This window comes from Limnohabitans sp., from assembly GCF_036804465.1.
Lineage (GTDB): Bacteria > Pseudomonadota > Gammaproteobacteria > Burkholderiales > Burkholderiaceae_C > Limnohabitans.
Window position 1 is genome coordinate 53,533 of sequence record NZ_DAIRSK010000016.1, and the last position, 13,687, is coordinate 67,219.

At 49.1% G+C, this 13,687-nt stretch carries 12 protein-coding genes; all 12 read right to left on the minus strand.

The genetic code is table 11. The annotated features are described in order from the left end of the window. Positions 1-74: 74 nt before the first annotated feature. Positions 75-635 carry a sugar transferase gene (locus tag V7Q41_RS10010; RefSeq protein WP_333845684.1) on the minus strand — a complete coding sequence of 187 codons (561 nt, stop codon included), beginning with the start codon at positions 633-635 and terminating at the stop codon, positions 75-77. Next, positions 632-1,573, minus strand: a complete 942-nt coding sequence (locus V7Q41_RS10015; RefSeq protein ID WP_333845685.1) for a UDP-glucose 4-epimerase family protein — start codon at positions 1,571-1,573, stop codon at positions 632-634. Before V7Q41_RS10015 ends, V7Q41_RS10010 begins: the two co-directional genes overlap by 4 nt. Beyond that, entirely contained in the window at positions 1,570-2,730 is a 1,161-nt protein-coding gene (locus tag V7Q41_RS10020) for a glycosyltransferase family 4 protein (RefSeq protein WP_333845686.1), read from the minus strand. The genes V7Q41_RS10015 and V7Q41_RS10020 overlap by 4 nt, the downstream gene beginning before the upstream one ends. 88 nt (positions 2,731-2,818) lie before the next feature. Further along, positions 2,819-4,042 carry a UDP-N-acetyl-D-mannosamine dehydrogenase gene (gene wecC, locus V7Q41_RS10025; protein ID WP_333845687.1) on the minus strand — a complete coding sequence of 408 codons (1,224 nt, stop codon included), beginning with the start codon at positions 4,040-4,042 and terminating at the stop codon, positions 2,819-2,821. Between the two features lie 3 nt (positions 4,043-4,045). After that, positions 4,046-5,188 carry a non-hydrolyzing UDP-N-acetylglucosamine 2-epimerase gene (wecB, locus tag V7Q41_RS10030; RefSeq protein WP_333845688.1) on the minus strand — a complete coding sequence of 381 codons (1,143 nt, stop codon included), beginning with the start codon at positions 5,186-5,188 and terminating at the stop codon, positions 4,046-4,048. Between the two features lie 53 nt (positions 5,189-5,241). Next, the gene (locus V7Q41_RS10035) at positions 5,242-6,693 is read right to left on the minus strand and encodes a heparinase II/III family protein (protein ID WP_333845689.1); all 1,452 of its coding nucleotides are present in this window, start codon (positions 6,691-6,693) and stop codon (positions 5,242-5,244) included. 191 nt (positions 6,694-6,884) lie between these two features. Further along, complete coding sequence (locus tag V7Q41_RS10040) at positions 6,885-8,990, minus strand: bi-domain-containing oxidoreductase (protein WP_333845690.1); 2,106 nt, start codon at positions 8,988-8,990, stop codon at positions 6,885-6,887. 17 nt (positions 8,991-9,007) lie between these two features. After that, positions 9,008-9,769, minus strand: a complete 762-nt coding sequence (locus tag V7Q41_RS10045) for an AglZ/HisF2 family acetamidino modification protein (protein WP_333845691.1) — start codon at positions 9,767-9,769, stop codon at positions 9,008-9,010. Position 9,770: 1 nt separating this feature from the next. Further along, positions 9,771-10,385, minus strand: a complete 615-nt coding sequence (gene hisH / locus V7Q41_RS10050; protein ID WP_333845692.1) for an imidazole glycerol phosphate synthase subunit HisH — start codon at positions 10,383-10,385, stop codon at positions 9,771-9,773. Continuing rightward, the gene (locus V7Q41_RS10055; RefSeq protein ID WP_333845693.1) at positions 10,382-11,566 is read right to left on the minus strand and encodes an N-acetyl sugar amidotransferase; all 1,185 of its coding nucleotides are present in this window, start codon (positions 11,564-11,566) and stop codon (positions 10,382-10,384) included. Before V7Q41_RS10055 ends, hisH begins: the two co-directional genes overlap by 4 nt. Further along, positions 11,553-12,578 carry a glycosyltransferase family 4 protein gene (locus V7Q41_RS10060; protein WP_333845694.1) on the minus strand — a complete coding sequence of 342 codons (1,026 nt, stop codon included), beginning with the start codon at positions 12,576-12,578 and terminating at the stop codon, positions 11,553-11,555. The genes V7Q41_RS10055 and V7Q41_RS10060 overlap by 14 nt, the downstream gene beginning before the upstream one ends. A 582-nt stretch (positions 12,579-13,160) precedes the next feature. Beyond that, positions 13,161-13,687 (minus strand): hypothetical protein (locus V7Q41_RS10065; RefSeq protein WP_333845695.1); only part of this gene is annotated, 527 nt, incomplete at its 5' end.

A 13,687-nucleotide genomic window follows, 5' to 3' on the forward strand; every position in this document is an offset into this window, starting at 1 on the left:
CGAGTCCCGAGTCCCGAGTCCCGAGTCCTGAGTCCTGTTTTTCATTTAAAAAATCCTTTCACTAAGAATAGCCGTCAATGTGACACCCCGTCCCGCCGCAGCACCTTGACGAAGGTCAGCCACAAAATGCGAACGTCAAACCACAGAGACCTGCGCTGGAGATAGACCACATCTAGCTTGACCTTATCTGGAATCGGCAACTCGTCGCGGCCATTGACTTGCGCCCACCCGGTCAGGCCAGGCACCAAAGTGTGCACACCATGCTTTGTACGCAGGGAAATCAAATCTAGCTGATTGAACAGCGCCGGGCGCGGACCTACAAAGCTCATGTCACCCGTCAAAATGCTCCACAACTGCGGTAGCTCGTCAAAGCTGCTCTTGCGCAAGAAGGAACCGATTGGCGTCAGGTGTGAACTGGCATCGACCAGCAGATGCGTGGCCACCGCAGGTGTGCCCACACGCATGCTTCGAAACTTCGGCATTTTGAAGATCACATTGTTCCGGCCAACGCGGTCAGACCAATACAAAGCTGGGCCTTTGGATGTCAAACGGACGGCCATAGCCACAAGTAACACAGGCATAAACAAGATCAAAGCGGCCAGAGAGCCCAGAAAAATATCGAAGACTCTTTTCATATCAACATAGACCGTCTCAGCCCCTCTTCCACAGAGACCGGCGGCACCCAACCCAACACGCTGCGAGCCTTTGACGCATCAATCTGCAAATTACCGCATAAGCGCTGTACCACATCACCCTTGCCCAGTAACGAAGCCCCCGCCTGCAACGCCCACACCGGCACTGGCAGCAAACGCGCAGGCACACCGGCTGCTTGCGCTAACCCACGCACCAGCTCGGCGGTTGACAGATCTTGCCCGTCACTGACTAAAAAAGTCTGGTTCGCAGCTTGGGGATGAGTGATGCAGGTGACGATGAAATCCACCAGGTTGCTAAGGGCCACTAAGCTGCGTTGGTTATGCACCGACCCCAATGGCAATGGCCAGCCGCGCTGCACGGCGTGCATGAGGGTGGCAAAGTTAGCCTTCACGCCAAGACCATAAACCAACGGCGGGCGGATGATCACAACCTCCATGCCCATGTCTGAGCTGAGTTGCCGCAAACCCTGCTCGGCTTCGTGCTTACTTTGGCCGTAGGCATCTTGCGGCATGGGTGCATCGGCTTCAGTGAAAGCTCGCCCAGGCGCTGTAAATTCACCATTGACCTTGACCGAGCTGACGAACACAAACCGCTTGACCCCTGCGACAGCAGCTTGACGGGCTAAGTTTAGAGTGCCGTCCACGTTTACTGCGCGAAATGCTGTCAGCGGGTCAGCCTCTGAGTCTTTCATGACATGAACGCGTGCGGCAAGATGAATAACGACATTCACATCGCGCAAAACATGAGTCCAAGCTGTTGAGCCATTTATATCGCCAACCTCGAATGACTCAATGCAACTTGGCACCTCTACTCGTACGCGAGTAGCACCTTTGACACAAATACCGTAGTGCACAGCCTGCTTGCACATTGCATTGCCGACAAAACCGTTGGCGCCACTTACTAAAATGCACTGAGTCATAAATTATTTTTATGATTCAAAATTAAATCAATTATTTTTAATACGTCATTTGCCAGTTCATTGGCGATGTTCTTCCGGGCGAACTTGGCTTCGAATCGAACTCGGGACTCATCCTGCAACCGTAGCTGGCCAAATACCCGTTCAGCCTCCGCTGCATCGCCTGGATGGAAAACAGCTGAATTATCCAATTCAGCATGCACAAACTCAGCCGCATAACCAGATACCCCCGCCCAAATTGGCTTACCCAATGCACCATACTCGAAGAGTTTCGAGGGCAAAACCTTTTTGAACGCATCGTAATCATTCAGATGCAGAAATAGCACATTAGCTGCTTGATATGCCTCGATCAATTGCTCTCGCTTCATCGGGGGCAACAGCTCGACATTGTCAACGCCGGTTTTTAATAGTGCCTCGCGCAAGGCTGATTTGCGCCCTCCGTCTCCAATGATCTTGAACCGAATTTTTCCCTGCATTCGCTTGGCCAGATCAGGAATGATCGCATGCAAGCCTTGTCCTTCACCCAAGTTCCCGGCATAGAGCACCTCCACCACATCACACTGTCGCGGTGCCGACTCGGGTTTCGGTAGCGACAAGAACTCGTCATCAATACCATTGGTGAAGAAAGAGAATCGTTGCCTAGGATACCTTGCCGAAAAATACTCAGCAAACCCTTTCGATACCAAATTTACTTTAATTGCGCTATTGATCGCCCAGCGTTCAAGAAGATCAAATACGGGTTTAGTTAGTATTGCCAAATGTCTGGGAAGCACATCTTTGATCGTATCGACAAAGATGTCGCGTATATCCAAATACAACGGTGTCCGATTTTTGCGTACGATCCACGCGCCCAATAAGGCCGTCATCAACCGAGATGATGTAACAAAAACGAGGTCATATTGCTGACCCCGGGTCTGGCGTAAAACCTCGTGTGCAAACGAGATGAACGCCTTGGCTTGGTCGAGCATACCGCTTTGATGGGGAGGCAACTCGATACGAACGATCGACAATCCAGGCAATTTCTCTTCTGCAGGAGCCTCTACCGAGAAACTGTTGTACCGGTTAGGCAGGGTGGTCAGCACATCAATTTGCCCATGGATAGGCATTTTCTCCATTAGAGCATTGACAAACGCTGTGGTGCGAAACGATCCTGCGCTCAAGTCCGGCCTGAAGTAAAAACTTAGCACCAATATCCTCAATCGTTTTATCTCCATTTGATGATCTTCCTAACTTGGGAACGAGTAACTTTCACCCACACCCCACGCCACAAAAATCAACTGCCTTTAGTTGGCTCAGCGTAGTCTTCACTGCATCGTTCAAAAACTCCCGGTGTTTGACCAGCACCGCGAGCACATCAGCTGTTTTCAAAGCTTCTTCCAGAGATACCAGCACAAACTGGTCGTGCGCCTCAATGTTGGGCTCCACTGCCACCACGTCATAGCCCTTCGATAGCAATGCCTCGGTAATGTGCACGGCAGGAGATTCGCGCAAATCATCAATATCAGGTTTAAATGACAAACCCAGACAAGCAATCCTGGGCTTGCGCCGAGTGCGGGCCGAAGCATCTGCAACCGCAATTTTGATTTGGTCAATCGCCCATTCGGTCTTGTAGTTGTTGACCTCGCGCGCTGTGCGGATGATGCGGGCGGTTTCGGGATCACCCGCTACGATAAACCAAGGGTCTACTGCAATGCAGTGGCCGCCTACGCCCGCGCCGGGTTGCAAGATGTTGACGCGGGGGTGCCGGTTGGCCAGTGCGATCAGTTTCCAAACGTCAATGCCAGACTTGGCGCACAGCATTGACAGCTCGTTGGCAAAGGCGATGTTCACATCCCTGAAACTGTTTTCAGTCAACTTGCACATCTCAGCCGTCTTGGCATCAGTTTCTAACACGGCACCGCGAACAAATGTGCGATAAAAATCGCTCACGGCATGGGTTGCTGCAGGGGTAAGGCCGCCAACTACACGGTCGTTTTCTACCAATTCCGTCATGATTTTTCCGGGTAGCACGCGCTCCGGGCAGTAGGCCATGTGAATTTGTGATACGTCCACACCGGCATCGCGCAGCACGGCAGCCATTTGCTCTGTGGTACCCACCGGCGATGTCGACTCCAAGATGACCAAGTCACCTGGCTTTACAAAGCCTGCAATGCTGCGTGTGGCGGCTAACACGTAATCGATGTTGGGTTGTGGAATGCCTACGCCTTCATGGAACGGCGTTGGAACACAAATCATATACACGTCACCGGCTTGCGGTGTACTAAAGGCAGTTAAGCGTTTGGCCGCAACGGCAGACCGCACAAACGCATCCAGATCTGGCTCTACGATGTGAATGCGTCCCTGGTTAATGGTGTCTACCGCATGGGCATTTAGGTCTACCCCCACGACATTAAAACCATTGTTGGCCAACAACGCCGCTGTTGGCAGACCGATGTAGCCTAGGCCCACCACACACACAGTTTTTTTTTGCATTCTTTAAATATCCCGCAGTATTGAAACGATTCGCGCACACGCCCTGCCTTCGCCGTAGGGGTTATGTGCCTTGGCCATGGCGGTGTAGCAAGCATCATTGTCCAGCAGCTCGGCTACGCTGGTCACAATTCGGCCACGGTCTGCCCCTACCAATCGCACTGTACCGGCCTTCACTGCTTCTGGCCTCTCGGTCACGTCGCGCATCACCAGCACTGGCTTGCCCAAGCTGGGCGCTTCTTCCTGAATGCCACCGCTGTCTGTCAACACAATGTGGCTGTGTTTCATCAAGTACACAAATGGCTCGTAGTCCAGCGGCGGAATCAGGTGCATATTGGGCACATCCGCCAGAATGGCATTTACCGGCTGCTGCACGTTTGGGTTCAGGTGTACCGGGTATACAAACCGCACTGCCGGGTAGCGCGCTGCCAGTTCTTTCAGCGCATGGCAAATTTGTAAAAAACCGTCGCCAAAGTTTTCACGGCGGTGACCGGTCATCAGCACAAAGCGCTGGCCCTGCCAATCAAAGCCCAGCTGCTCAGTTAAAAAAGCGACCAGCCCTTGACGTCGGGTTTGATCTTCTTCGATACGGCCCAGCACCCAAAACAGCGCATCGATCACTGTGTTACCGGTCACGGTAATGCTGCTCTGTGGCACACCTTCGGCAAGCAGGTTGCTCTGGCTGAATTCCGTCGGTGCAAAATGCCATTTGGTTAGCTTGCTGGCCACCTGCCGGTTGAACTCTTCAGGGAAAGGGGCCTGCAGATCGTGCGTGCGCAGGCCCGCCTCAACGTGACCCACCGGCACCCCAGAATAAAACCCAGCCATGGCTGCAGCAAGCGTGGTAGTGGTGTCACCATGCACCAGCAGCGCGACAGGCTGGTGGGCCTTCAACACGTTGCGCATGCCTTTGAGGACTGCTGCCGTGACATCAAACAGATCTTGCCCTGGCATCATCAGGTTCAGGTCAATGTCCGGCTTCATGTCAAACACATTCAGCACCTGATCCAGCATTTGCCGGTGTTGCGCGGTGACACACAGTACCGTTTCAAAAACGTCCGGTTGTGCTTTAAGTGCATGGTAAAGCGGCGCCATTTTTATGGCTTCTGGCCGTGTGCCAAAAACCAGCATGATTTTTTTCTTTTGCATTATTTATTTGTCAAATTTTCAAAGGCCTGCAGGCTTCATGCAGCTCTAGCCCATTACTTAACCCAAGAGAATGTCACATCTGCCTCACCCGAAACCAGCTCAACCACAAGAGATTGAGTCTGCAACTGCTTACCAAATTCTGGCGCATACCTTGCCTGCTCAATTCGTCCCTGCCCAGCCTGCACCACCACCAGCAAGCGCTGCCCACCGGCAAGGGTCAAGTGCCAGGTGTTGGCATAAATGGCAGCAACTTGGATGGCAGGGTGCAAGATGTAGCGCGACAGCGATGCATGCTTGCCACCGCGTACCGTGTCCTGCACCTGCAAGCTATCTTTATTCATCTGCCATTGACGACGGTGAACAGGAGCGCCGGGCAGGTGTGTGTAGCCATTGTGCGAACAGGCCACATGGCCGCTGCTTGGCAGCACCTTTAGTTCAAACGGATAAGCCCGCCGTGCCACCCTGAACCCACCCCACACCTCTGACGAATTGGCATCAGCCACCTCTACCGTGCTGTGCGCAGCCGTTCCACGCTCACGCAGGCGATCCGCCCCCAAACCGTAGCACGACGTGCCGCCGTTTACCACCACACGTTGGCCAAATACCGACAACTCAAAAGACAGCGTGTCAGCATGGGCATGTCCGGGCAAATAGTCTGGGCCGATGGGGGCCACGTCCAAAAACGCAACTGCATCGAATGTTTGCATGCGGACATAGCCAGAATCAGCAAAGTGTATCACCTTAGAATTTTCAATAGCCGTAGGCAACCCAACCCCCACCCGCGCTGCATAAGCCATCAACTCCGTCACCCTAGGCACCACCCCAAACGCTGCGTCGTTAAACTGTGCAATTTCACCATCCGGGTGTGTCATTCCGGTTAGCCAATAAAGCATGCGCCTAGCCGTTTCGTGCCAATAAGACACTTGCTCATTAGGCACCAGACCTGGCCAACACTGCGCGGCATTGATCAAGTCCAGCACATCTTCCACAAAAATGGCGTGGTACATCGGGCTGCGCTCAAAGTTTCCACCATCTGCCAGCACTTGCTCTGGCAATTCTTTAGAAATGATCTTTAGCCCGGTAGCCAACCAGACAGCTGCTTGCGTCCCCTCAAAATACAGCCCAGCAAACACCAAGGCCTTGGCATTGGCAAACAAATGGTTCCCCAGCAAGTGACGCTCCAGCCGACCTGCCAACCATTGCGCCTGCAAAACTACGCTGTTGACCATGCTGGGTGGCGCCACATTGCCAGCCGCCAGCCACTTTATCCAGTTCACCATGCGCAGCGATGTTGGATAGGATTCCCACCCGTTGCCACTTGTCGGTGGGTTTTCAGCAATCCAACGCGCAATCAGTGCCTGATGCAAATCCCTCCGAGCATGAGCATCTTGCGCGTTCAGGTCATCAAAGTAATGCAGGTTGTAGAGCCACAACTTTTCCAGCGCGGCATCGTTCCAGCCGCCATGCGCTTGCAGCGTATGCGTTCGGTTTAAAAACCTGAACACATTCACCCCTAACATCGAAGGCGTCCGCGCTGCAGGTATCTGCCATGTCTCCACTGGCAAGCGTATGGGGGCCTTCCCCACCAGACCAGTCAGGCGCGGCTGGTACAGCCTAAACCATATCCGCCCATAAAACTGCACCGGTTTTAGGTGCCGTAGCGTTTGCCAGTAGCGTACAGCTTTGTCAAACAATTTCAACTGACCTCAATACTCACCCGCGCCACTTCGAAAATTTCATCCAGAGGAATTGCAGCGGGGCCTCCAGTTTTGATGGCTTGCACAAAGGCAGCGGCACAGGCTTTTTGGCCTTTGTCTTGGCGCCAGAGATTCATTTTGGTAAACCCGGGCCAGCCAAACCCCTGCAATTTTCTAAAGTTGTCCAGTTGCAGCACACGCCCGGCGGCAAACACTTCCAGCCGTTCTTTAGGGAATGCCTTGCTACCGTTGGCAAAGTAGTGAACCACACCCATGGACCCGTCTTCAAACTTCAAGCTGATGGAAACTGAATCTTTTGTAGGCGAATCCATTCGGGTCATTTGATGACTGGCTATGCGGCTGCCAGCCAAAAAGCGCAACAAGTCAATAAAGTGGCACGCCTCTCCAATGATGCGCCCGCCACCGCCTTCTGGATCTTGCGTCCAATGGTCGGCTGGTATGGCACCGGCGTTCACTGTCATCACAAAAGATTTGGGGCCAGTCACACCCTTTAGTAGCGAACTTACTTTTTTTATTTGAGGCGCAAACCGTCGGTTAAACCCCACCATAACGAGCGAGGTTTGCGCCGCTGCCTCAATCTGCGCTAATTCATCTAGCGTCAAACACAACGGTTTTTCGACAAACACATGCTTACCCGCCGCCAGCGCCTGCAAAACAAAGCGGGCATGGCTATCGTGCTGTGTGGTGACGACCACGGCTGTTGTCTCGGCATCTGAAAAAAGGCGATTTGTGTCTGTGGTGGTCTCCTCAAAACCAAACTTGCGCCCAGCGTGCAAGCCACTCACACCCGCACTGGAAGCCACACTCCGTAAATGCGCTCCACCAGCCTTAAAGGCAGGAATCAGCACCGCAGTCGCGTAATTGCCAGCCCCAATAAAGCTAACTACTGCCTTCGCTCCCATCCCACGTTGGGATAAGGGCTGAGGGTGCGTATTCGGCGCCAGGCTAACTGTGCGACCATCTGGTGTTATCTTAATCCTGGGGTAGGTGAGCAAAATCCCCAGCGACGGCCCCGCTCCGCCCACCAACGCATACGCTTGTTCAGCATCTTCAATCGCAAACCGGTGCGAAATCATCGGCTTCACGTCCATGCGCCCATCGGCCATCATGTCAAGCACTGCTTCAAAATTCCGCTGCTCCGTCCAGCGCACAAAGCCAACGGGATAATCCTGGCCCTTGTCTTCATAATTGGAGTCATAACGCCCCGGGCCGTAAGATGCTGACACCTGAAACGTCAACTCTTTCTTGAAGAAATCGTCCCGCGACAGTTCCAGACCGGTCACCCCCACCAACACAATGCGACCACGTTTGCGGCACATCAAGGCTGCTTGGTGCATTGGTTCACTGCTTTTAGTAGCGGCAGTAACGATAACAGCGTCAACACCACGGCCACGTGAATAAAGCTCAGCAACTTTGACAGGATCTTGGCCTACCGCCAAATCCACCACCTCGGCCCCAAACTGACGAGCCAAATCAAGCTTTTGCTTATCAAAATCCAAGCCCAACACACGGCAGCCGTTTGCGCGCAAAAGCTGCACGGTCATCAAACCAACCAGCCCCAGACCGGTAACCACAATTGTCTCACCTAACGTTGGCTGCACCAAGCGAATGCCCTGCAGTGCGATAGCGCCCAGCACCGTAAAAGCAGCTTCTTCGTCTGTCACAGCATCGGGCACCTTCGCACAAAGGTTGATCGGTACGCTGACAACTTCTGCATGCTTACCATTGCTAATAACTCGATCTCCTGGTACAAAACCAGAGATGCCTTTTGCGATTTCGGCTATTCGACCCACATTGCAGTAGCCCAAAGGCAAGGGTTGGTCAAGCTTATTGAATACAGCTTCCAGCGTTGGTTGAAGTCCATCCGTCTTAATCTTATCCAATACCATGCGGACCTTGTCAGGTTGTTGACGAGCTTTATCGATCCAACCTGCTTTACCAAACTCAACCAACATTCGCTCAGTGCCTGCAGAAACCAGAGAGCATGTTGTTGTGATCAACAATTGTCCACACTTTGTTGAAGGAACGGGGAGTTCTGCGATTTCTGTACGTCCTGTTTTTAGGCTCTGCAATATTTGTTTCAACTTTAAATCCTTAACAATTAATAGATGCTATTTTTGTCTTCACCAGCTGGATAGCTAATTAAAACTGCTCGATACTTTCCTTTGAATACAAAGAGACTTCCGGCTGCAGCACCGATAATCCCATATCGGCTTACCAAACCACGGATATCCTCTAACGATCCAGCCCCACCGAGAACTGTTAAAGGTGTTGAAATTGAATTACGAACCGAGTCAATCAAGTCAAAGTCGTAGCCCTTCATTTCGCCATCTCGATCAACGGAATTCAAGACAATTTCACCTGCTCCTAGTCGCTGCATTTCGGCTGCAAACGCAGCAGGATCCAACCCTGTTCGCCTGGTTGCGTTCAAGGTCACAACTTCGTATTTGCGAAAGAGCCTTGCCTTCTTGACGTCTATGACCGTGACCACACTCTGACTACCAACACGAGCTGCGGCCCGTGAGATAAGTTCTGGATCTTCCACGGCGGCCGACGACACAGCGACCTTTTCGACGCCAAGTCCGATAATGCGATCGAAATGCTCGACAGTCTTGACACCGCCTCCATAACTAAGCGGCATGCGGCATTCAAGCGCAAGGTTAGCAATCAGTTTGTAATCGGGTTCACGGCCATAGCGGCTAGCATTAATGTCTACCACCATCAACTCGTCGACCTCTTTCTCGTTGAAGATGCGCACGGCATTAAGTGGATCACCAATATACTTTGATGCACCAAAACCAACGGTCTTGACGAGACCACCGTTGTGAATAAGCAGGCAAGGAATAATTCGAGGTCGTAACATTTCAGAGCTCTGCGAAGTTTTTGAGCAACTGGATACCCCAGTTATGACTTTTCTCAGGATGACACTGGATGCCGAAAATATGACCGCGTTTTACTGCGCAAGCAAATCGTTCACCGTATTCGGTTTGCGCTAGCACATCCGTAGGATCGTTCGGCTCGAAGTAGTAAGAATGTAAAAAGTAAAATCGCGCTTCTTCACCCAGCTTTTGGAATAAATCGGTTGTACTGTGAGGTTTTACGTCATTCCAGCCCATGTGCGGTAAGCGAGTGCGGCCCTGGATGCGAGTTTCATCGAAGCGCTTGACTTTGGCATCAAACCAACCCAAGCCAGGGGCAGTCCCCTCATCGCTGCTAAGGGCCATCATCTGCATCCCAACGCAGATGCCCAGCACATACTTCTTATCTCTAAGAATAAGTCTATCCAACGTAGCGCGCATTCCTGAACCCTCAAGACGAGCCATGGCCCAGTCAAAAGCACCCACGCCTGGCAGGATGATGTGCGTCGCGTCTGCCAGATCGTCCGCCTTTCGAGCAACATTTACAGGTATGTCCAAACGCTTGTAAATGTTTGCAAACGCCTGTATATTTCCTAAGCCATAGTCTACGATAGTGATCATCGTTTGCCCCCGAGCTCCAACCCAAGTGCTTTCATGACCTTCGCACCGAGCGTGTAAATTGATTCTTGAGACTTGTAATCCCGATAGGTCTTGTTCGGCGCATCCATATACCCTTCCAACTCGGCGACACTTATCTCAAGCTTGTTAGCAACATACTCGAACTCCTGCTTTACCGTTCTATCGTCAAGAGCAGGCGTTTTGAGCTTTTCGAGAGCGTCCTCGCGTGTCATCTGACCAGTTACAATCAAACTTGCGTATTGAACTTTACGGGTGTCAAATCCGAATTTTTTGGGCAACCAGTAACCTTCATAGAAGCGGGTAAAACGCGATTCGAAGTGTTTCTGAGGATACGGTTGCCAACCGAACTTTTCCGTCAATAATTTAACCGCTGCGGCCTTGTCATACTCCACCATGTTGAGCGGACGAACGACCTTGATTCCTTTTACGTAGGGTAGCCAGATCTTGTGCCGCAAGATTGAAGTGACGGGATAATTCACCAATGGTCGCGTACCGAACTTTGAATGGATATCGCGTAACTGGATTGAGTCAGACTGGTAGTACATCCATTCGATGGGATTGCGGATGCATTCCGTAGAAAGGTTAGCACCTGTCAGGATGTACTTGATGTCATGCTTCTCGGCAAATTTGTACATGGTTGCGAAGAATGCATGGTCCTGTGGTGTATCGATATGCGGCACACCCGACTTGAAGTACGCAAGCTGCAGATCGCGAATCTCCTGCCAGTCGATGACCTCAGTGAACAAATCCAATCCCAGATTGTCAATCAGCTTCTCGATGTTGTTGACAGCGATTTGTGAATTCCACCCGGCATCAACATGGAAAACCAGCGGGCGCAGGCCGAATTCGGTTGCTATGTAGGTGAGATAGGAGCTGTCTATGCCACCGCTCATTCCTATGATGCAATCAAAGTCCTTGCCTTTGCCCGAGGCCTTGATTGTGTTGACCAGTTGTCGCAACTTACGTTCGCCACGTTGGTCTGTGTGCCAGTTTGGTTTAACTTTGGCCTCGAAAGTGTTGCAATGGTCGCATACCCCTTTTACATCAAAAACTATAGCCCTGTCAGTTGTGTCCATAACGCATCGGTTACAGATCTGATAATTTCTCATTTTGACTTCCAATTGTTCAAATCTTTCAGGCACACATGTATCACTCGATTCCATTTATCAAGTTCTGCACGACTAGTTTAATAGCGTCATGGCGTGTTTTATAGCTATATTTCATATTCACTGAGTTTCTTAACTCTTCACCAAGTTGCTCACGGCGATCTAATGTCATATCTAAAACACCAAGCATTTCGAAGGCAATCGACTCAACTGAGTTGTGGTCAACGTAAGTACCAAGCTTCCCGACCAATTCTGGCAGCGCCCCCTTTCTGCTTACAATGACTGGAGTCCCCGTACTCATTGCCTCGGCCACAGCGACACCGAAAGTCTCGGTATCACTGATCTGCACGTAGCACTTACTCTGAACTAGCCAGTCTCGCACTTCATTGTTATGTATCGCTCCTGTGAAAATCACAGAATCTTTAATTCCCAAAAATTCAACTAATGCCTGCAATTTATCGTAAGCATTACCTTTGAAACCGATGATAACGAAGACTTCATTCGGTTTTTGCTTAAGGACTAGATAAGCAGCACGCAAAAAGTTCTCCCCTCGCTTGAGATTAGTTGGCCCATGATCCAAACGGAAACAGGTGGTTACATATTTTTTAGGCTGACCTACATCGGGAAAAAAGCGGTCTGTGTCTACAACATTCGGCACCACCAACACCGAGCGACCAGCCAAACGCGTCACGTCATTGACCATGAACTGAGATACGCAAGTTACGACCGTACTCAATCTCAAGGTCACTCGTGTAGCAATTTTTTTATAAAACGGCATACCGAGATATCCAAGCGCTAATCCACTTGAGGAGTCCCTGTAAAGCATTGCTTCATTGCCACCCGCTACAATTATGTTAGGCTTTCCGACAAGTTTAGCCACAATTAAAGGCATGACACTGCCACTCGCCCACCACGAATAATACAGATCACAATCCAATGGAATTCTTCGAAAACAATTAGCTATTTCGACTTCAAAACCCAAGTCTTTCAAAATTTTAATATCAATTAATGAATATTGCTCTCTATTTATTTGCTCAAGCGAAGCAGTTGAAAAAAAACATGCTTTCATATGTTTAATATCTCATTAAAAATTGAAAAAACAAAATCATTTACCATATTTAAAAAATTATTAATTAAATAAACAAACCACAAAAATTAAAGACTTATAAAGACAAAAAAAACAGTTCTAAATTTATAGGTCAATTTCAGGAATATTACAGACAATTATAAAAACAAGTTAAGATAACCGTACGCAAGAACGAGCAACGATTGAAAGTTATTCCCACATGGGACATAGATGTATACCCTTAAATTTGGTAATTTACCTTTAGATAGCCAAACGTTCGGGGCGGTGGATTAATGGTTTTTGTGTGTGCTGAAATTAATGTATGTAGCTTCTTGATCTTGACTACACCCTAAATCAACATGTCTGAGTTAATCACAAGTAGCTCGTCTAATAACCTAAAATCAGCATGGAGAGTTGATGGATCCGATATTAAGTAATTTTTAAATTAATATGGAAATACATCATTTATAGCATAATAGACAAATTAAATAAATTTCAATTTAAATAATATTAAGACTAACAAGAGACAGAAATCTAATTTAATAAAAAAATAATATAAAGTAAAATACAAAAATTTATAAGCAGTTATTTTTTAAACCCAAATTTATTCAAAATTTTAATTATATAATATTTTAATCCGAAAAAATTAAGAAAATCACCAAGCACTCTTGAAATCATCTGCTTTAACTCATGCAGTGGAAAATATGCTCCATGATACTTTCTGCGTACATAAAATGATTCTTTTAATATCTGATATTTTCTAATTCTACTAGTACCTCCCTCTTGAAAGGCCACAAGTGGCAAGTTTACAATTTTAAATTTTACTCCAGAGTTTGAGCATCGACTAAAAAAATCGTAATCCATAGCAACTTTCAATGACAAATCATACAGACCGACCTTATTATAAGTAGATGCAGAAACAATACATCCAGGGTGCAAAATAGAATTAAATTTATTAATATATGATGGATTTGATCGAAATTCACCAATATAATCAATTCCAGAATAACTGAACATATTAGTACATATTAATTCATCACTAATTGATATTAAATTAAATACATCAAAAATATGATCCCCCACAATCCAATCATCAGAGTTTAAAAGTAAAA

Bases quoted from the DNA above. Each gene is read 5' to 3' on its own strand.
- hisH (WP_333845692.1), bottom strand. From the start codon at position 10,385: ATGATCACTATCGTAGACTATGGCTTAGGAAATATACAGGCGTTTGCA.
- wecC (WP_333845687.1), bottom strand. From the start codon at position 4,042: ATGCAAAAAAAAACTGTGTGTGTGGTGGGCCTAGGCTACATCGGTCTG.
- V7Q41_RS10015 (WP_333845685.1), bottom strand. From the start codon at position 1,573: ATGACTCAGTGCATTTTAGTAAGTGGCGCCAACGGTTTTGTCGGCAAT.
- V7Q41_RS10045 (WP_333845691.1), bottom strand. From the start codon at position 9,769: ATGTTACGACCTCGAATTATTCCTTGCCTGCTTATTCACAACGGTGGT.
- V7Q41_RS10055 (WP_333845693.1), bottom strand. From the start codon at position 11,566: ATGGAATCGAGTGATACATGTGTGCCTGAAAGATTTGAACAATTGGAA.
- wecB (WP_333845688.1), bottom strand. From the start codon at position 5,188: ATGCAAAAGAAAAAAATCATGCTGGTTTTTGGCACACGGCCAGAAGCC.
- V7Q41_RS10060 (WP_333845694.1), bottom strand. From the start codon at position 12,578: ATGAAAGCATGTTTTTTTTCAACTGCTTCGCTTGAGCAAATAAATAGA.
- V7Q41_RS10010 (WP_333845684.1), bottom strand. From the start codon at position 635: ATGAAAAGAGTCTTCGATATTTTTCTGGGCTCTCTGGCCGCTTTGATC.